This is a genomic window from Ensifer sp. D2-11, assembly GCF_054161295.1.
The window spans coordinates 289,119-307,628 of sequence record NZ_CP096433.1 but is presented as its reverse complement, the minus strand read 5'-3'; the positions used below and the strand labels follow the sequence as shown (position 1 = coordinate 307,628).

At 63.3% G+C, this 18,510-nt stretch carries 16 protein-coding genes; 5 read left to right on the top strand and 11 right to left on the bottom strand.

Translation table 11 applies throughout. The annotated features are described in order from the left end of the window. Positions 1–195 precede the first annotated feature (195 nt). Positions 196–858 carry a histidine phosphotransferase ChpT gene (chpT, locus tag M1D34_RS01375; RefSeq protein ID WP_003527560.1) on the bottom strand — a complete coding sequence of 221 codons (663 nt, stop codon included), beginning with the start codon at positions 856–858 and terminating at the stop codon, positions 196–198. Positions 859–1,225: 367 nt separating this feature from the next. Between chpT and M1D34_RS01370 the strand changes: the two genes are divergently transcribed. Then, positions 1,226–1,828 (top strand): DUF1134 domain-containing protein, encoded by a 603-nt coding sequence (locus M1D34_RS01370; RefSeq protein ID WP_010970153.1) that lies wholly within the window; start codon positions 1,226–1,228, stop codon positions 1,826–1,828. Between the two features lie 148 nt (positions 1,829–1,976). Further along, positions 1,977–3,059 carry a hypothetical protein gene (locus M1D34_RS01365; protein ID WP_498780317.1) on the top strand — a complete coding sequence of 361 codons (1,083 nt, stop codon included), beginning with the start codon at positions 1,977–1,979 and terminating at the stop codon, positions 3,057–3,059. A gap of 230 nt (positions 3,060–3,289) precedes the next feature. On the opposite strand, the gene M1D34_RS01360 is transcribed toward M1D34_RS01365, so the two are convergent. Both M1D34_RS01360 and M1D34_RS01355 read right to left on the bottom strand, forming a co-directional pair. After that, positions 3,290–4,117, bottom strand: coding sequence for a TrmH family RNA methyltransferase (locus M1D34_RS01360; RefSeq protein WP_498780315.1), 828 nt, complete (start codon positions 4,115–4,117; stop codon positions 3,290–3,292). A 4-nt stretch (positions 4,118–4,121) separates the two neighbouring features. Continuing rightward, positions 4,122–4,505: a hypothetical protein gene (locus tag M1D34_RS01355; RefSeq protein WP_003527564.1), complete on the bottom strand. Its 384-nt coding sequence runs from the start codon at positions 4,503–4,505 to the stop codon at positions 4,122–4,124. Between the two features lie 29 nt (positions 4,506–4,534). Here M1D34_RS01355 and M1D34_RS01350 point away from each other — a divergent pair, with 29 nt between their 5' ends. Both M1D34_RS01350 and rpoH read left to right on the top strand, forming a co-directional pair. Continuing rightward, a complete protein-coding gene (locus M1D34_RS01350; RefSeq protein WP_498780313.1) occupies positions 4,535–5,566 on the top strand; it encodes an RluA family pseudouridine synthase in 1,032 nt (343 codons plus the stop codon). A gap of 197 nt (positions 5,567–5,763) precedes the next feature. Beyond that, the gene (rpoH, locus tag M1D34_RS01345; protein ID WP_003527567.1) at positions 5,764–6,669 is read left to right on the top strand and encodes an RNA polymerase sigma factor RpoH; all 906 of its coding nucleotides are present in this window, start codon (positions 5,764–5,766) and stop codon (positions 6,667–6,669) included. A gap of 127 nt (positions 6,670–6,796) precedes the next feature. On the opposite strand, the gene M1D34_RS01340 is transcribed toward rpoH, so the two are convergent. Both M1D34_RS01340 and M1D34_RS01335 read right to left on the bottom strand, forming a co-directional pair. Continuing rightward, entirely contained in the window at positions 6,797–9,058 is a 2,262-nt protein-coding gene (locus M1D34_RS01340) for a hypothetical protein (RefSeq protein WP_498780311.1), read from the bottom strand. Positions 9,059–9,121: 63 nt separating this feature from the next. Beyond that, positions 9,122–10,420: an adenylosuccinate synthase gene (locus M1D34_RS01335; protein WP_003527570.1), complete on the bottom strand. Its 1,299-nt coding sequence runs from the start codon at positions 10,418–10,420 to the stop codon at positions 9,122–9,124. Positions 10,421–10,624: 204 nt separating this feature from the next. On the opposite strand from M1D34_RS01335, the gene M1D34_RS01330 reads away from it, so the two are divergent. After that, a complete protein-coding gene (locus tag M1D34_RS01330) occupies positions 10,625–11,515 on the top strand; it encodes a DMT family transporter (protein ID WP_003527571.1) in 891 nt (296 codons plus the stop codon). Between the two features lie 136 nt (positions 11,516–11,651). On the opposite strand, the gene serA is transcribed toward M1D34_RS01330, so the two are convergent. The 6 genes from serA to M1D34_RS01300 all read right to left on the bottom strand — a co-directional run bounded on the left by serA (position 11,652) and on the right by M1D34_RS01300 (position 18,501). After that, on the bottom strand, positions 11,652–13,247 hold the full coding sequence (serA, locus tag M1D34_RS01325) for a phosphoglycerate dehydrogenase (protein WP_107608365.1): 1,596 nt from the start codon (positions 13,245–13,247) through the stop codon (positions 11,652–11,654). Positions 13,248–13,328: 81 nt separating this feature from the next. Then, positions 13,329–14,507: a phosphoserine transaminase gene (locus M1D34_RS01320; protein WP_498780308.1), complete on the bottom strand. Its 1,179-nt coding sequence runs from the start codon at positions 14,505–14,507 to the stop codon at positions 13,329–13,331. Positions 14,508–14,644: 137 nt separating this feature from the next. Next, positions 14,645–15,445: an outer membrane protein gene (locus tag M1D34_RS01315; RefSeq protein WP_498780306.1), complete on the bottom strand. Its 801-nt coding sequence runs from the start codon at positions 15,443–15,445 to the stop codon at positions 14,645–14,647. Between the two features lie 211 nt (positions 15,446–15,656). After that, entirely contained in the window at positions 15,657–16,532 is an 876-nt protein-coding gene (locus M1D34_RS01310; protein ID WP_013844837.1) for an outer membrane protein, read from the bottom strand. A 304-nt stretch (positions 16,533–16,836) separates the two neighbouring features. Beyond that, positions 16,837–18,189 (bottom strand): phosphoglucosamine mutase, encoded by a 1,353-nt coding sequence (gene glmM, locus M1D34_RS01305; protein WP_498780304.1) that lies wholly within the window; start codon positions 18,187–18,189, stop codon positions 16,837–16,839. Positions 18,190–18,375: 186 nt separating this feature from the next. After that, on the bottom strand, positions 18,376–18,501 hold the full coding sequence (locus tag M1D34_RS01300) for a hypothetical protein (protein ID WP_003527584.1): 126 nt from the start codon (positions 18,499–18,501) through the stop codon (positions 18,376–18,378). Positions 18,502–18,510 lie beyond the last annotated feature (9 nt).

Sequence of the window (18,510 nt, the reverse complement as noted above, 5' to 3'; positions counted from 1 at the left end):
TATACGGATTTGGCAAAGAAACAGTTACCGCGGTGACGCGGCATCACCCGCCGCGCTGAAAACCGCCGACGCTTCCGGTCGGTCGGAGGGATGCGGTCGTGAAGCATACGGGAGGGCGCATGGGTCCTCCCGTCACCGGAGCAATGAGACGATGGAAATCGGCCAGATTTGCCGAAAGCCGCGCTTGGTTCCGCCTCAGGCGCTCACCGTTTCGGGCGCTACGACGCGAGCGGTGAAGACGATCGCTTCGCCGGTCGATACGACGTCGATCGCCATACCGGCCTCTTCCGCCAGGAGCACCGTGTAATAGGGCTGGATCGAATGTGCGTCGACCGCCTCCTCCGGCGTGCCGGAGATGAGCTCCACCAGCTTGGGCGGCACGCGCATCATCCGACCCTTGGCATTGAGGGTGAATATCGCGTCGAACTCTGGATTTTCCAGAGTGATGTCGATGACGCCGCCACGCGGGATCGAGCCGTAAGCGATCAGGAACAGGTTCAGGAGCAGCTTGACGCGGTTCTTGGCGATGATCGCGCGCGGTCCGTTCCAGTTGACCTCGGTCTTCTTCTCCGAAGCGGCAAAATCCTTGGCGGCCTTCTCGGCCTCGCCGGTGTCGATCGAGGCACCGACCGAGCCCGAGGCCCCGAAGGCAAGGCGCGCGAATTTCAGCCGTACCGAGGCATTGAGCGCGCTGGTGCGAATCAGGTCCATCGCGTCCGCATCGGCGCCGCCCTCGTCGAGGAGTTCGAGACCGTTGTTGATGGCGCCGACCGGCGAGATGATGTCGTGGCAGACGCGGCTGCACAGCAGCGCGGCCAGATCGTGTCCCGTCAACGTCAGATTCGGATTCTTTGCCATCATTCTTCCTTGCTCGCTTCAAACCGGATCACGGGCTGTCGCGGCGCCGGGCGCGCATAAGCCCGACGCAGCTCCCGCACGGTCGTGAGTAAGATCATGAGGCGGGCGGTCGTGCCATATGTCGATAAGCCATAATGACATCACATTTGGTAAACCGATTGTTAAGATGATCCGTTCAAATTGTCGGAGCACCCCGATTTCAGGTGGGTTCCTGGAAGCCGATAAGGTGCACTCGTTCCAAATGCTAGTGCGTCCCGCGCGCATGCTTGTGAAAATGGCCCGTGCCGGCACCGACGGCGCAGCCGATGGAAGAGCCGGTCATGACGGCCGGCGCGCGAGCCGCTTTCGCGCCCCGACGGAGGAAACGATGCAGCCGATGATGAAGACCACCCTGATGGCTGTCCGCGCTATTGTGACCATGATGGCCCTGGTGGCCGGCACCCTGATCGCCGGCACCTCCGGCGCGCAGGCGCAATCGCAAAACTCAAGCCAGTACACGATGCAGGAGATCGTCGACGCCGGTCATGGTTTCTTCGGCGAAACGTCCGGGGGCCTTGCCAAGGTCGTCGAGCGCGCCTTCGAGCGCTATGGCCTGCCGAACGGCTATATCCTCGGTCAGGAAGGATCCGGTGCCTTCATCGCCGGCGTCACCTATGGCGAGGGCGAGCTCCATACCAAGAATGTGGGGCAGCACAGCGTCTTCTGGCAGGGCCCGTCACTCGGGCTCGACTGGGGCGGCCAGGGCAGCCGCGCCATGATGCTCGTCTACAATCTGCCGAGCGTCCCGGCTCTTTACAAGCGCTTCGGCGGCGTCTCGGGTTCGGCTTACGTGGTCGCCGGCGTCGGCATGACGGTGCTGACGGACGAACATGTCGTGGTGGTGCCGATCCGCACCGGCATCGGCGCGAGGCTCGGTATCAATGTCGGCTATCTCAAGCTGACGCAGCAGCCGACCTGGAACCCCTTCTGAGGCGCCCGCGGCACGGCGCCGATGAACTGCCCTTCGAAAAGACGTGCAAGCTTGCGGTAATTGTTGCAGCATTTCCTGCATCATGCTTACTGCATGAACGCGAATGACTGCCTGCTGCAGACCCGGTCCACACTGAAACGGCCCGCACGTGATTGAATATGCGCTCCTCTTTGCCCTGGGCTTCCTGACGGCGGTCGTCATCGGCCTTCTCGTCGCACCTGCCATCCAAAGGCGCATCGTGCGCTTTGCGGAGGACAGGCTGAAGGCAACGATGCCTCTGAGCCCGCAGGAAGTGCGCGCGCAAAGGGATGCGGCGCGCGCGACTTATGCCGTCGAAAACGCCAAGACGCTTCAGGCGCTGCGCCGCGAGCGCGACAAGGCTGTCGCGCTGATGGTTCAGCATGAAAGGACCCTGAGGGACACGCGCCATCTGGTGAGCGAAAACACCGAACTTCAGGCGCAGCTGGCGGATATGAACGTCGAGGCGGCCACCATGCGCTCTGCCATCCGTCAACTGGAACAACGCCTGGAAAGCATGGAGGCGGCTGCCAAAAGCTCGGCACGAGAGAACGGTGCGAATTCCGAGACCGTGCGCTCGCTGCAGAGCCGGATCGACAAGCAGAGCGCGGACCTCGACGGCCTCAAGATAGACCTTGCGGCGCGCGACACCGAAATCGAGCACTTGAAGAGCCGGATGAGAGCGATGCATGACGAGCGCGAGACTTTGCGCGCCAACCTGAAGGCAGAAACCGCCCGCGCCGGGGAAATGGAGCTGCGCCTCACCGGAGACGAGGCACGCATGCATCAACTCGAAAACCGGCTCGCCCGCGAAACGGCGGCCAATGCCGACCGCGAAAGTGCCCTCGAACAGCGCGCGGCAGAGATCGCCCGTTTGAGGTCGCAGGTCAAAACGCGCGGTGCGAAGCGTTCGAAGCATGCGGACGGGCACGACGCCGCGACGGATGGCCTCGACACGACCGCGCTTTCCGACGATCTCAGAAACCGGGCGACAGCGCTCTCCGAACGCCTTGTCGGTTCCAAATCGGCTGCTCACGACGAGGCGCTCCGCGGGGAGATGGCCGAAATCGCGGCTGGCATGGTCACCCTGACGGCGACGCGCGAGGGCGACACCTCGCCCATCCACGGCCTTCTTGCCGGCGAGGATGCCGAAGGGCAGGCAGGCCGAAGGAGCCTGGCGCGGCGGGTGAAGGAGATGCTGGAGCCCGAATGAGATCAGGGCGCCTGCCGAAGGCGGCATGCCCCTCATCCGCCTGCCGGCACCTTCTCCCCGCAAGCGGGGCGAAGGCACAAGCGGCGATGTCTCGCCTGGATTGTCCTCCCTGGAGATCAGCTTTCAAGCCTGCGGCTGGCCCCTTCTCCCCGCATGGCGGGGAGAAGGTCGCGGCAGCGGGATGAGGGGCAGCATCCGCACCCATCTTGCCTGAACGCTCGCCGTTGCGCTCAAATCCTGCCGTTGATGCTTGCAACCTGATGCAGCGCTATGCCCGCCGCCATCGCCACGTTGAGGCTGTCCAGGCCGGGCCGCTGCCGGATGCGGGCCGTGCGGATTTGCGAAAGGATCGTTTCGGGCAGTCCCTCGCCTTCGGTGCCGACAAGCAATGCGGTGCGCGGCGCCGGCGGGATTGCGTTGATGTCGGCGGTGCCGCGCGGGGACAAACCCCAGACGACGAAACCTGCCGTCTGAAGACGTTCGATCAGCTCCGCCGCCGTACCCTCGCGCGCGAAGGGCAGCGTCAGCACCGACCCGACGGATACGCGGATTGCCTTGCGGTACATCGGATCGCAGCTCGTCGAATCCATCAGCACCGCATCGACCCCGAAGGCCGCAGCGTTGCGAAAGAGCGATCCCATATTGTCGTGGTTCGATATGCCGCAGGCGGCGAGCACGAGGCTCGACTGCGGTAAGCCTGCAATCAGCGCATCGCGGCCCGGCGCGGCATCGCGCCGGCCGAGCGCCAGCACGCCGCGATGCATGTTGAACCCGGCGATCGCGTCGAAGACGCGGCTGGCGGCCACATAGACCGGAACGTCCGGCGGAAACTGCGCGAGCAGCTCCGCGACGCCGGCGACCCGGCTCTCGAGGAGCAGGATTGCCTCGGCTGCGATGCCGCGCCCTTCGCGATGCGAAGCCGCAAGCATCCTGAGCACCACGGTCCCCTCGGCGATGAAGCGGCCCTGCCGTCCCGTCAGATCGCGCTCCTTGATCGACAGGAACCCGGCTATGCGCGGGTCCGCCGGGTCGTCGATGCGAAGGAGAGGCTCAGTCATGTCGTCAGTTGGTCCTGACCGTGACGTCGGCGACGATGCGGCCAGCCCTGATGTCGAAAACGATCGCACGCGGCTCCGCACCGGGCAAACTGCCGTAGAAGACGAGCTGCGAGCCGGAAAGCGCCACATTGCTCACCGAGAAGCCGGCCGGCAGCGCCGCAATGGCGCTCACCGGCGCATCGCCGGGCACGCTCAGGGCCGGCTGCGCCGCCTCGGCGCTTCCGTCCGTGCGGGTCAGCTTGTAGACAATCGCCCCGAGGACGGCCATAAGCATCACCAGCATCACGCCGGCCGAGACGAGTTGCAGGCGCACCATCTTGCGACGGACGTTCTCCATCGCGGGGTCAAGCGGCTTGTCTTCCTGTTCTTCAGGCTCGATTGCGGTCATGGTCGGCTTTCTATCGGAATTGGAACGGAATGAACGATCCCTTTAAACAAGCGCCCGGCAATAGGAAAGTCCTGACGGCAGGCGATGACGCGGCCGGGCGTCTCGACGCCTTCCTGACGGAAGCGCTTGAGGGCGAGTTTTCCCGCAATCGCATCAAGGGCCTGATCGAGCAAGGAGCCGTCTCGATCAACGGCGCGACCGTCACCGAACCGAAGCGAAAGGTTCATCCCGGCGACTCCTTCCGGATTGCCCTGCCGGAGCCGGAGGATCCCGAACCCAAGGGTGAGGCGATCCCGCTCGACGTGCTTTACGAGGATGCCGACCTGATCGTACTGGTCAAGCCGGCCGGTCTGGTCGTGCATCCGGGCGCCGGCAATTGGACGGGAACCCTCGTCAACGCGCTCATCCACCATTGCGGCGACAGCCTTTCCGGCATCGGCGGCGTCAAGCGCCCCGGTATCGTGCATCGCCTCGACAAGGACACGAGCGGCGTCATGGTGGTCGCGAAGAACGATGCCGCACACCGCCACCTTTCGGATCAGTTCGCCGACCATGGCCGCAACGGGCCGCTCGAGCGCGCCTATCGCGCCGTGGTCTGGGGCCGGCCGCGCCAATTGAAGGGCAAGATCGACGCGCCGCTGGGGCGGGCCGGCGACCGGACGAAACGGGCCGTCAAACGCGAAGACAGCGACGATGCACGCGAGGCGATCACGCATTACGAGGTGGTCGAGCGCTATCACGAGAAACCGGACGGCACCTCTCTCGCCTCCACCGTCGAGTGCCATCTGGAGACCGGGCGTACGCACCAGATCCGCGTGCACATGGCCCATATCGGTCATCCGCTCATCGGCGATCCGGATTACGGCGCGGCCTTCCGCACCAAGGCCAATCTGCTGCCGGAACCGGCCAGGGCCGCCGTCAATCGCTTTCCGCGACAGGCCCTGCACGCCTTCATGCTGCAATTCGAACACCCCGCAACCGGCGAGACCATGCATTTCGAAACGCCCGTGCCGGCGGATATGCAGGAATTGATCGCGGCGCTGCGGGCCGGAGCCCCTTGAATTTGCGTGTGAAGATTCCAATCTTATAGGCGTTTCAACTCGCCGATTTCTTTCTCCAGTTTCACGACAGCGTGAAACTGGATTCCTTGAATCATGCTTTCGCCGCACTTATCTATTAGCCTCGTGGGGTCTTGGATGAAGACCCACAGGCCCGGCCTGCCGTCCCGGAGGCCGGCGACGCACAAAGGGGGTGCTTCATGGCCCGCAATACCTTGCCGACCATTGCTGCTGGAGAGGGCGGTCTCAACCGCTATCTCGACGAGATTCGCAAATTTCCCATGCTCGAGCCGCAGGAAGAGTACATGCTCGCCAAGCGGTATCAGGAGCATGACGACCGCAAGGCCGCGCACAAGCTCGTAACGAGCCATCTTCGCCTCGTCGCCAAGATCGCGATGGGTTATCGCGGCTACGGTCTGCCGATCGGCGAAGTCATTTCCGAAGGCAATGTCGGCCTGATGCAGGCGGTCAAGAAGTTCGAGCCCGATCGCGGCTTCCGCCTCGCGACCTACGCCATGTGGTGGATCAAGGCTGCCATCCAAGAATATATCCTGCGTTCGTGGTCTCTGGTCAAAATGGGCACGACGGCCAACCAGAAACGCCTGTTCTTCAACCTGAGACGGCTGAAAGGCCGCATCCAGGCGCTCGATGAAGGCGATCTCAAGCCGGAACAGGTGAAGGAGATCGCCACGACCCTGAAGGTCAGTGAGGAAGAGGTCGTCTCGATGAACCGTCGCCTTTCGGGCGACGCTTCGCTCAACGCGCCGATCAAGGCGAGCGAAGGCGATTCCGGCCAGTGGCAGGATTGGCTGGTGGACGATCACGACAATCAGGAACAAATCCTGATCGAACAGGACGAGCTCGAGAGCCGCCGCGCACTGCTGGCCAATGCCATGAAGGTTCTGAACGATCGTGAGCGCCGGATCTTCGAGGCCCGCCGCCTCACCGAGGAACCGATAACGCTGGAGGATCTTTCGACCGAGTTCGACATCAGCCGCGAGCGCGTGCGGCAGATCGAGGTTCGTGCCTTCGAAAAGGTGCAGGAGGCCGTGCGCAAGGCTGCGCTGGAACGAGCCAGTGCGCTGCGCGTGGTTGAAGGCGCTTAAAGGACCACTTTCTCGACAAACGAAAATCCCGGCTGGACACCCAGCCGGGATTTTTTCATGTCTTCATGTGCTCTGAAACCACGCACTACCGGACGGAAAACCGTTACCCACTTTTCCAGGAAGTGCTCTACTGCCCGCTGGAAGCTGTGCTGCCGGGACTGCCCCATGCCTGCAAGGCCTTGTTGAAGGCGTCCGCTCCGCCCTGCCCCTTCTCCAAGGTGAGGAGCGCGCGGCGGCCGTTGCGATAGGTGATGGGGATATCGATCCAGCTGCGGCTGCGCAGAAGCTCGGTGTTGTTGCTGACCGCTTCGGCAAAATCGTTGAGCGCGATCATGTGGAAATCGTCGGTGATCTTCGCCGGGACTGCGATCAGCGGATCGCCGCGGTCCTGCTCGGTTCGCTTCATCGAAACGCGCTGGACGCCGTCGATGGCGCCGCCCTCGAAGCTCTCGGGCAGCGAAAACACGAACTCGATCACGTGACTTGCGGGCAAGGACGGATCGGCATTGCGCTTGATGGTCATCAGTGCCGTGAGGCCACGATCGGGAACCGTGATCTGCGCCTGGATCGCGGGCTCGGGCTTGGCATCGCCGCCGGGCGATTCCTCCTTGATCGACCAGGCAACGGTGCCGGGGATCGCGGTCGGTGAGGACTGGCCGAGCCTCTCTTCATAGAGGAACATCTTCTCGCCATCGGCGACGGAAACCTCGGGCTGCGCTGCCTCGCTGGCGGCCTGGCCGGGCACCGGCGAGGCTGTCTGATCCGCTGCCGCCTGCTGCACGCCGGCATTGGCGTTCGGCGGCTCTACCGCATGCGTCCGTGCGGCGACGGATTTGCCTTCCTGAGAAGCTGCCGTCTCGTTCGCGACGGCAGGTCCCTCGTCCATTTCCGTTCCATCGGCAAGCAGCCGCTGAGTGAACTTGGTGGATGCAGCATCCGAAAGCGCTGCATTTTCCTCGATGCCGGACTGTTCGGCCGGTCGGTTCGCCGGCTCGGCCTCGCTACCGGGCGTCGCCGGTGCCGGTGCCTCGGCGGGATCACCCGGCATGAGCTTCGCGACCATGCCCGTGAGCCAGGCATTGCCCGCCTCTCTGTTCTGCCAGTAGGCGTAGCCGCCGGCGCCGAGGAGAAGCACGACCGCCGCGCCGATCGACAGGCGCTTGATGCTGAACCGGCTGGGCTTGGGCGTGGTGCGATAGGAAGTGGGGCGAGCAGGGACCGCCGGCGGCGCGGCAAGGCTGCTGTCTTTGTCCTTGTTGCTCGTCGGACCATTCGCCGTTCGCCCGTCGTCGTCAAAACCGAGCAGATCATCGACATGGTCCCAGGCCGTGCCGGCACGCTCTTCCTGGTTCGCGGCCGCCGGAGCCTTCTCGACGGGCCACGACCATTCGGAAATTTCCGGCTCGTCGGCCGGCCGGTCCTTCTTGCCTTCGGTTCCTTGGGCAAAGGGGTCGCTGTCGTCGAATGACCAGGAGCGCGCTGCGTCGGCCTCGCCGCCCTGCTGCTGCGTTTCCGCCTTTTCCGGCTCGACCGGATGTATGCCAAGCCGTTCAGGCTCGGCCGGCGATGTCTCGTCCTGCCTATGGTCTTCCGGCTCGGCCGGGGTCTCGCTCGGCCGTGCCGGGGGGGTGGTATCCTCCCATTCGGGCAAGGCCCACTCGGATGGTCCCGGCCTGTCCGGCACATCCTCGGCCTGGACCTCCACCGGCGCCGGCTCGGCCGGATGCGTTGCGATCTCAGCCTCATCGCGGCTGACATCCTGCGAATCGGGCCCGGGGGCCGTCACGTCGGCCGGATGTTCCTGCTGCGCATCGGCCTCGGCGGCCGGCTGCTGTTCCTCGGCCGGCTCATCCCATTGCGGAACGGCCGGGGCAGCGTCGACCGGCTCCTCTTCGTGAAGCGGTGCCTCTTCGCGCGTGTCGACCGTGGGCGCCTCGGCAACCGGTGCAGGCGGCTCCTCATCGGGGGCCGCTTGCACCAGATCTTCAGGCTCTTCGGGGGCGGCGTCCGAAGCAGGCTCTTCGACCGGAGTTGGAGCGGTCTGTTCCGCTTCGACGGATGCGGCCGGCAGTCCCTCGGGCTCCGCCTCCTGTGTTACCGGTGTGGCGGCCTCGTCGCTCGGCGGTGCTTCGAGCGTATCCGGCTCGATAGCTTCGGTCTCCTCGACCGGCGGCAGGGCTTCGGCGTGTTCGCTTTCAACCTCGGAGATTGCCTGTTCCAGCTTGTTGAGCTGGCGGTTGATCATGTCGTCCGAGGGCCTTGGATTCATGCTCTCGAGCTGACGGCGTACGGCACCGCGCGCCTTCTCGTAGACCCTGCCTCGCATTTCCAGTGTGTTTTCCGACAGGCCGTCGACCGTCCTGCGAATAACTGCAACAAAATCCGCCATCAGTACTTTCTCAATTTCGAGACCCGCGGCAATTGCCGCGTCGCCGCTTTCCCTGCGCCGACACTAGTCCTCAAAAGGGTCCGTCACAAGTATCGTGTCGTCCCGTTCCGGGCTGGTCGAAAGTAGCGCGACCGGCGCGCCGATCAGTTCCTCGACCTGGCGAACATACTTGATCGCCTGCGCCGGAAGATCGGCCCAACTGCGGGCACCCACCGTCGATTCTTTCCATCCCTCGAGCGTGATATAGACCGGCTTTGCCGAAGCTTGCTGTGCCTGACTTGCGGGAAGATGATCGATCTGCTGTCCATCCAGAGTATAGCCGACGCAAATCTTCAACTCATCCAGCCCGTCGAGCACATCGAGCTTGGTGAGCGCTATGCCCGTGATGCCGTTGGCGGCGACCGACTGGCGCACCAGCGCAGCATCGAACCAGCCGCAGCGGCGCTTGCGACCCGTCACCGTCCCGAATTCATGGCCGCGCTCTCCCAGGAAGCGGCCGATTTCATCGTCGAGTTCGGTCGGGAACGGCCCCTCGCCGACGCGCGTCGTATAGGCCTTGGTGATGCCGAGGATATAGCCGAGCGAACCGGGGCCCATGCCCGAGCCGGCGGCGGCCTGACCGGCGACCGTGTTCGACGAGGTCACGAAGGGATAGGTGCCGTGATCGATATCCAGCAGCGTGCCCTGCGCGCCTTCGAAAAGGATCCGTGCGCCCTTGCGGCGCTCCCGGTCCAGGAGCAGCCAGATCGTGTCCATGAACGGCAGCACGCGCTCGGCAACCGACGACAGCTCGTCCATGATCGCCTGATGGCTGATTTCCGCCTCGCCGAGGCCGCGGCGCAACGCGTTGTGATGCGTCAGCAGCCGATCGACCTTGGCCGGAAGGGTGTCGAGATCGGCGAGATCCATGACGCGGATCGCGCGGCGGCCGACCTTGTCCTCGTAGGCCGGACCGATGCCGCGGCGGGTCGTGCCGATCTTCGTGCCGCTGTTGGAAGCCGCATCCTCGCGTATGCCGTCGAGCTCGCGGTGGAGCGAGAGAATGAGCGTGGCATTGTCGGCGATGCGCAGGTTCTCGGGCGTGACCTTGACGCCCTGGGCCGCAAGCTTGTCGATCTCGGCGAGCAATGCATGGGGGTCGATCACCACGCCATTGCCGATGACGGCGAGCTTGCCGGGACGGACGACACCCGAAGGCAGCAGCGACAGCTTGTAGCTGACGCCGTCGATCACCAGCGTGTGGCCGGCATTGTGGCCACCCTGGAAGCGCACCACGATGTCGGCGCGCTCCGAGAGCCAATCCACGATCTTGCCTTTGCCTTCGTCGCCCCACTGGGATCCGACCACCACGACATTCGTCATAATTCTCTTCCTGTTCACGCGCGCATGCGGACGGTGCGCTGTTCTCAAACCCGCGCATCTATACTGTGTTGTCTTTCGGAAAGCGACCCCGTTATGAGCGGTGGTCAGTCCTTTTTGAATGACAAACCGCGGATTTAACGCCTATATCTCGAACTCTCGTGCCATTCCGGCAATCCTCCTCCATCCCGCACGGACCGTATCATCGTGAACGCCAGGGCCTATTTCTATCTCGGTATTACCGCGCTCTTTTGGGGCGGCAATTCGGTAGCGGGCAAGATGGCCGTCGGGCACGTCAGCCCGATGATGCTGACGACCTTGCGCTGGTTGCTCGCGCTTGCGGTCATCCTGGTCCTGATGACGCCGCAGATCCGCCGCGACTGGCAAAAGATCCGCCAGCACTGGCTGCAGCTGCTTGCCTATGGCGCCGTCGGCTTCACCATGTTCAATGCGTTCCTGTATTCCGCGGTGCAATACACCAGCGCCATCAATGCCGTCATCCTTCAGGCCGGCATTCCGATGCTGATCTTCATCTTCAATTTCGCGCTTTTCAAGATGAAGGCGTCGCTCGCCCAGGTCATCGGCTTTACCGTCACATTGATCGGCGTGCTCATTACCGCCGCCCATGGCGATCTCGCGAGCCTCATGCGCCTGAGCTTCAATTTCGGCGACGCGCTGATGATCCTCGCCTGCATCGTCTATGCCGCATATACGGTTGCGCTGCGGTGGAAACCGGCGATGCATTGGCAGAGCTTCATAGCCGCCCCGGCCTTCGGGGCGCTGCTGAGCGCCATACCGCTCCTCTTGTGGGAGATGGGGAAAGGCACGGCGATCATGCCGGATGCGACCGGCTGGGCGATCGTGATCTATGCGGCGATCTTCCCCTCGCTGATGTCGCAGGTTCTCTATGTTCGCGGCGTCGAGATGATCGGCGCCAACCGTGCCGGTCTGTTCATCAACGCCATTCCGGTGTTCGGGACCCTTCTCTCCGTCCTTCTGGTCGGCGAGATATTTCACCCGTTTCATCTCGCGGCGTTGGCACTCGTCCTCGGCGGCATCGCCATCGCCGAACGCGGCCGGCCGAAGCTGCCGCGGTGACATAAAGGCTCGCATGTTCGCGCGCGTGAGAAATCGCGCCGCGCTGTAGTAACCCGCCCCTCATCCGCCTGCCGGCCCCTTCTCCCCACACGATGGGGAAAGGTGCCGGCAGGCCGGATGAGGGGGGCGACCGTGCTCAGTCGATATTGAACACCAGCGGCTTTGCCTGGCGGATCGCTTCGTTCGCCCGCAGCTTGTCGAGCACGATCTCCGAAACCGGGCCATCGACGTAAAGCAGCGCGATTGCATCGCCGCCCTGTTTCTCACGGCCGAGCTGGAAGTTGGCGATGTTGACGCCCGCGTCGCCGAGGGTCGATCCGATGAAGCCGATCATGCCGGGAACGTCGGTGTTGGTGATGTAGACCATGTGATTGCCGACATCCGCATCGAGATTGATGCCCTTGATCTGGATGAAGCGCGGCTTGCCGTCGGAGAAGACGGTACCTGCGACCGAGCGGGTCTGGTTCGCCGTCTTTACAGTCAACTTGATGTAGCCGTCGAAGACGCCGGTCTTGTCGCGCTTGACCTCGGAAAGGATCACACCCTTTTCCTTGACCATGACCGGCGCCGAAACCATGTTGACGTCGGCCACCTGCGGGCGGATCAGGCCGGCGAGCGCCGCGCTCGTCAGCGCCTTGGTGTTCATCGCCGCGGTCGAGCCGTCGTAGAGTATCTCGATCTCCTTGATCGCACTTTCGGTGACCTGCCCGACAAAGGCGCCGAGAACGTCCGCGAGCCGGATGAAGGGCTTTAGGATCGGCGCCTCTTCCGCCGTGATCGACGGCATGTTGATGGCGTTGGTGACCGCACCCTTAACGAGATACTCCGACATCTGCTCGGCGACCTGCAGAGCGACGTTCTCCTGCGCCTCGGTGGTCGATGCGCCGAGATGCGGGGTGCAGACGACGTTCGGCAGGCCGAAGAGCGGGCTCTCGGTGGCGGGCTCGACCTCGAAGACGTCGAAGCCTGCGCCGGCGACGTGGCCGGCCCTGAGGGCCTCGGCAAGCGCCTTTTCATCGACGAGACCGCCGCGGGCGCAGTTGATGATACGCACGCCCGGCTTGGCCTTCGCGATCGCCTCCGCGTTCAGGATGTTGCGGGTCTTGTCCGTCAGCGGCACGTGCAGGCTGATGAAGTCTGCCTGGGCGAGGAGTTCATCGAGCTCGACCTTGACGACCCCCATTTCCTCCGCCCGCTCCTTCGACAGGAACGGATCATAGGCGATGACGTGCATCTTGAGACCGATCGCGCGGGCGCAGACGATCGAGCCGATATTGCCGGCGCCGATGACGCCGAGCACCTTGCCGGTGATCTCGACACCCATGAACTTCGACTTTTCCCACTTGCCGGCCTGGGTCGAGCCGTCGGCAGCGGGAAGCTGGCGGGCAACGGCGAACATCAAGGCGATCGCATGCTCGGCGGTGGTGATCGAGTTGCCGAAGGGCGTGTTCATGACGATGATGCCGCGGCGCGAAGCGGCGGGAATGTCGACATTGTCGACGCCGATGCCGGCGCGGCCGACGACCTTGAGATTGGTCGCGGCGGCGATCAGCTTTTCGGTCACCTTGGTGGCTGAGCGGATGGCGAGGCCGTCGTAATTGCCGATGATCTCGGCAAGCTTCTCCTTGTCCTTGCCAAGCTTCGGCTGGAAATCCACTTCCACGCCATGGTCGCGGAATATCTGGACAGCGGTTTCCGACAGTTCATCGGATACGAGAACGCGAGGTGCCATGAAGGCCTCCTTGAAAAAACAGGTCTGAACCATTGGGGATTAGGCTTCGCCCTCAGGGAGAGCGAAGCGGATCGCATCGGATCAGGCGGCAGCCTGCGAAAGCGTCGCCTTCTGGGTCTCGAAAGCCCAGGCAAGCCACGGCATCAGCGCTTCCATGTCGGACGTCTCGATCGTCGCGCCCGCCCATATGCGAAGCCCGGACGGCGCATCGCGATAGTGGCCGATGTCGAATGCGACGCCTTCCTTCTCGAGGAGGGCCACGACGCCCTTGGCGAAGGCGGCCTGTGCGTCCGCGTCGAGCGCCGACACATCATTGTCGGCGATCTTCAGGCAGACCGACGTATTGGAGCGGGTTTCGGGCTTCACCGCGAGGTTGGCGATCCAGTCATTGGCTGCAACGAAACGGTGAATGACCTCGGCATTGGCATCGGCGCGGGCCACCAGACCTTCGAGGCCACCGACCGACTTCGCCCAGAGAAGCGCGTCGATATAGTCCTCGACGCAGAGCATGGACGGCGTATTGATCGTCTCGCCGGTGAAGATACCTTCGATCAGCTTGCCGCCCTTGGTCATGCGGAAGATCTTCGGCAGCGGCCAGGCGGGGACATAGGTCTCCAGCCGTTCGACGGCGCGGGGGCTGAGGATCAGCACGCCATGGGCGCCCTCTCCACCGAGCACCTTCTGCCAGGAGAAAGTCACGACGTCGAGCTTGGCGAAATCGAGCGCCTGCGCGAAGGCGGCGGAGGTCGCATCGCAGATGGTCAGGCCCTTGCGATCCGCGGGAATGAAATCGGCATTCGGGACACGCACGCCGGAGGTCGTGCCGTTCCAGGTGAAGACTACGTCGCGGTCGAAATCGACCTTGGACAGGTCCGGGAGCTCGCCGTAATCGGCTTCGAGGCGGCGTACGTCGGAGAGCTTCAACTGCTTGACGACGTCGGTCACCCAGCCGGCACCAAAGCTCTCCCAGGCCAGCATGTCGACGCCGCGGGCGCCGAGCAGCGACCAGAGCGCCATTTCAACGGCACCGGTATCCGAAGCGGGGACGATACCGATACGGTAGTCGGCCGGAACTTCGAGAATTTCGCGGGTAAGGTCGATCGCTTGCTTGAGCTTCCTCTTTCCGATCTTGGCACGGTGCGAGCGACCGAGCGGGGCATCGGAGAGAGCTTCGAGCGTCCAACCGGGACGCTTGGCGCAAGGACCAGAAGAAAAATGAGTATTGGCCGGGCGCATGGCCGGCTTGGCAGGCTTCGTCATATGCTATCCTCTCAGATAGAAGCCCCTCGTTGGGGAGGGGTGTCCCGCCGCCGGAAATATTGCGGCTCGGAGAGGAAGTCAAGCGGTCGCGTCGCGATTGAAGAAACTTTTGCCGTTTCGAGCAAACCCGCTCTGCATCACCAAAGCGCGAAACGCAGGCCGACGCGGAACTCATGGCGTGAGAGTCCGTCGTCATGACCCTTCGCGCCCCCGGAGCCAAACATGTCGCCATCCGCGATTTGCGAATAGCGATAGCCCGCATCGAACTTCAGCCGATCCGTGACATCGTAGGAGACACCCGCCATGAGGGCATAGGTAAAGCGCCAGCTGTCCCGCCCGCCGTAGGAAGCACCGCCCGCCGCCCCGGAGCAGGCCCCGCCTGCCCCGACGCAAGTCGAGGTTTCATGGGTCGTTTTCCAGTCGATCCGGGTCGCTCCGATACCGGCACCGAGATACGGCGTGAAACCGGCAAGCGTCGCCAGATCGAGATAACCGTTTGCCATCAGGCCGAGCGCGGAAAAATTGGCGCTGTGGGAAAGGGCACACCTTGTCCCAGCGCCCTCGCCCGCGCACGGACTGGCGGACAGCGACGACCCGTCGAAGCGGCCCTCGAAATATTCGGCCGTCAGGTCGGCACGAATGACGTCGGTGAATTGATAGCCGAGACCGATCGTGGCGGAGGGCGGCTTGTCGAAGCGTGCGTTGTCGAAGGAAACTTCTCCCGTGCCGCCAAAGGAGCGGTAGAAGGGATCGCCCTCGTCCAGCCAGGCCGCGTAGCCGATGTCGCCACGCAGATAAATGCGGCCGCCGCCGGTCGCTTCCGGCGAAATCGTGATCTCGGGCGCGTCGAGCAGTTCTTCGTCGGCGGCCTGTGCGGAGAACGGCGCCAACAGGCCGGCGCAGAACGCCATGCTGCAAAATCCCCGTCGCCAATCCATGCCATGCCCTTTCGCTCGGCCAAGCTGCGGGCTTGCGCATATGGGGACGCAAAGCGCTGCAGCATGAAGCTGACCATTCGCGTTAACTATTGCAGGCACGGGTTAACTATGGGTTAACCATGTCTCTTAGGAATGTGGAAAGGGCGACAAAACGGAAGGGCCGCCCCATGGGACGGCCCTTCGAAACTCCGCAGTCTAGGTCTAGCTCGGATCACTTGTATACGATCGGCTCGGCCGGCGGCACATAGGCCGCTTCGCAATTGTTGCCGAAGGAATAGCGCAAGCCGGCGCGCGCCTCGTGCACATAGATGTCCTTGTCGTAGGCCGGGCCGCTGTTGAGATTGTAGCCGAACATGTTGCCGCCGTTGATATGGCGGAAGCGGTAGCCGACATCGGCCTTGAGATTGCAGGTGAGATCTACGGAGGTACCGGCCATCAGCGCATAGGTGAAGCGCCAATCGCTTTCGCCCTTGTGCTCGATCGTCGGGTCGCAGTTGCTCGGATCCGTGACGTCGCAACTCGTGTTGCGCAGCGTTCCCCACTTTACCCGGGTGCCACCGATACCGGCACCGACATAGGGCGTGAAGGCGCCGTAGGTCCCGAGGTCCACATAGGCATTGGCGAGCAGGCTCCAGGCGGACATCGATGCGACATCGTTCGAGACGCAATTGACGGCAACCCCGCAACCGCCGCTGGTAGAACCGTTGAAGTCGGACTCGCCGAGATAATCGAGCGTGACGTCGGCACGCAGATAGCTGTTGATCTGGTATCCGACACCGCCGCCAAGGACGTAGGAATCATCCACATCGGCGCGGTCGAAATCGACCAGGTTGCTGTTCGAGCCCTGGAAATAGTGGGCCCCGCGCAAATCGTTCCACGCATAGCCGACGTCACCGCGCAAATACCAGCCGCTGGCTTCGACCACCTCCACAGGCTGCTCGACGAACGGCGCCTCCACGGGCGGCTGATAGACGTCCGCTGCATATACCGGCGTGCCGCTCAGCAGAGCCGCAGCAACGCCCCTAAAAATCTTCTTCATGCCCCAACCCCAATACATTAGAGTATTCTTGAACGGCTGACGGATCATAGTCGCAGCGGTTCCGTATGCTTCGACGCATAATGAAGGGGAATGGTTAATCCCTGATTAACTACAAAAATTTACCTTGAATATTAACTGCCGGCAGTATTCGGTCGTCGTAGCCAACAATAGTTGCCCCTCATCCGCCTGCCGGCACCTTCTCCCCGCGCGCGGGGAGAAGGTGACTCGTGGCAACGGTTTCACTCCCTGACACCGGGAGGCGATGGCGTACGAGGGCAGGCCCCTTGTCCCTTCGCCCCGCGCGCGGGGAGAAGGTGGCCGCCAGGCCGGATGAGGGGCAAAGGCTACTTCTTCAGGCAGCGTTGCGCACGCCGCCGATCACGTTTACGAGTTCGTCGACGATGCGCTCGACCTGACCGCGGTCGTCGCCTTCCGCCATGACGCGGATCAGCGGTTCGGTGCCGGAGGGCCGGATGAGCAGCCGCCCGTTCTTGGCGAGCTGCGCCTCTGCTTCAGCGATCGCCTGCTGCACGGCGGCATCCTCCAGGGGCTTGCCGGCCGACACGCGAACGTTCTTCAGGACCTGCGGCACCGGCTCGAAACGACGGCAGATTTCGCTCACAGTCTTGCCCTGGCGCTTGACGACCGCGAGGATCTGCAGCGCCGCGACGAGGCCGTCGCCGGTCGTGCCGAAATCGGAAAGCACGATATGGCCCGATTGTTCGCCACCGACGTTCAGGCCGTCCTGACGCATCTGCTCGACGACGTAGCGGTCGCCCACCTTCGTGCGGTGAAGCTTGAGCCGGCGCGCCTGAAGGTAGCGTTCGAGGCCGAGATTCGACATGACGGTCGCGGCAATGCCGCCGCCCTTGAGCATGCCGTCTGCCGCCCAGCTGTCGGCGATGACCGCCATGAGCTGGTCCCCGTCGATGACCGCCCCCTCCTCGTCGATGATCAGAACACGGTCGGCGTCTCCGTCGAGCGCGATGCCGATATCCGCCCTCACCTCGTGCACCTTCTTCTGAAGCGCCGCCGGATGCGTCGATCCGCACTCGAGGTTGATGTTGACGCCGTTCGGTTCGGTCCCGATCGTAACGACTTCGGCGCCGAGTTCCCAAAGGGCGGAGGGCGCGACCTTGTAGGCGGCACCGTTTGCGCAGTCGATGGCGATCCGGAGACCTTTCAGCGTGACGTCGCGCGGCAGCGTCCGCTTGGCCTGCTCGATATAACGGTAGATGTCACCGTCGACGCGCTTGGCCCGGCCGATATCCTCCGGCTTGGCGAGCTGCCCGGACATGTCCTGCTCCAGCAGGTCCTCGATCTTTTGCTCGATGTCATCCGAAAGCTTGTAGCCGTCGGGTCCGAAGAGCTTGATGCCGTTGTCGCGAAACGCATTGTGCGAGGCGGAGATCATCACGCCGATATCGGCCCTCAGCGACCGCGTCAGCATGGCAACGCCTGGCGTCGGGATCGGGCCGAGCAGAAAGACGTCGAGCCCCGCCGCCGTGAAGCCCGCGACCATCGCGTTCTCGAGCATATAGCCGGAGAGGCGCGTATCCTTGCCGATCACCACCCGGTGTCGGTGAGCGCCGTTTCTGAAAATGGTTCCCACTGCAATGCCGACCCGCATGGCGAGGTCCGGCGTCATCGGAAATATATTGGACTGGCCGCGAATGCCGTCGGTGCCGAAATATCTGCGCTTCATAAAAACTCCGTTGTCCTGCTTCGGCATCGTCTCTTGTGCCGGCCGCGTCTGCCTGCGTGTTCCGCTATTGTTTTTCATAGTTCCGCGACCCCGCCTGCAGATCTGCGCCATATTTGCCATAAAACCGCAATATACGGCACCGATCATAACATCAGAAATCATTACAGCGCGTTACAACTGGATCTTTCAACGCTTCGGCCGGGTCGCCTGAAGCATGAACGCAAAACCAGCGCGCACCACTGCTTCATTGAAACCGTGAGCATCCAAAAATGCCGCCGCCCCTTCCGGAGCGGCGGCATTTGATTTGCGCATGTGTAGGAA

What these genes read in the sequence shown, in the direction of transcription:
- chpT (WP_003527560.1), bottom strand. Translation starts at nt 858, where the DNA reads ATGGCAAAGAATCCGAATCTGACGTTGACGGGACACGATCTGGCCGCG.
- M1D34_RS01370 (WP_010970153.1), top strand. Translation starts at nt 1,226, where the DNA reads ATGCAGCCGATGATGAAGACCACCCTGATGGCTGTCCGCGCTATTGTG.
- M1D34_RS01360 (WP_498780315.1), bottom strand. Translation starts at nt 4,117, where the DNA reads ATGACTGAGCCTCTCCTTCGCATCGACGACCCGGCGGACCCGCGCATA.
- M1D34_RS01355 (WP_003527564.1), bottom strand. Translation starts at nt 4,505, where the DNA reads ATGACCGCAATCGAGCCTGAAGAACAGGAAGACAAGCCGCTTGACCCC.
- M1D34_RS01350 (WP_498780313.1), top strand. Translation starts at nt 4,535, where the DNA reads ATGAACGATCCCTTTAAACAAGCGCCCGGCAATAGGAAAGTCCTGACG.
- rpoH (WP_003527567.1), top strand. Translation starts at nt 5,764, where the DNA reads ATGGCCCGCAATACCTTGCCGACCATTGCTGCTGGAGAGGGCGGTCTC.
- M1D34_RS01340 (WP_498780311.1), bottom strand. Translation starts at nt 9,058, where the DNA reads ATGGCGGATTTTGTTGCAGTTATTCGCAGGACGGTCGACGGCCTGTCG.
- M1D34_RS01335 (WP_003527570.1), bottom strand. Translation starts at nt 10,420, where the DNA reads ATGACGAATGTCGTGGTGGTCGGATCCCAGTGGGGCGACGAAGGCAAA.
- serA (WP_107608365.1), bottom strand. Translation starts at nt 13,247, where the DNA reads ATGGCACCTCGCGTTCTCGTATCCGATGAACTGTCGGAAACCGCTGTC.
- M1D34_RS01320 (WP_498780308.1), bottom strand. Translation starts at nt 14,507, where the DNA reads ATGACGAAGCCTGCCAAGCCGGCCATGCGCCCGGCCAATACTCATTTT.
- M1D34_RS01315 (WP_498780306.1), bottom strand. Translation starts at nt 15,445, where the DNA reads ATGGATTGGCGACGGGGATTTTGCAGCATGGCGTTCTGCGCCGGCCTG.
- M1D34_RS01310 (WP_013844837.1), bottom strand. Translation starts at nt 16,532, where the DNA reads ATGATCCGTCAGCCGTTCAAGAATACTCTAATGTATTGGGGTTGGGGC.
- glmM (WP_498780304.1), bottom strand. Translation starts at nt 18,189, where the DNA reads ATGAAGCGCAGATATTTCGGCACCGACGGCATTCGCGGCCAGTCCAAT.
- M1D34_RS01300 (WP_003527584.1), bottom strand. Translation starts at nt 18,501, where the DNA reads ATGCGCAAATCAAATGCCGCCGCTCCGGAAGGGGCGGCGGCATTTTTG.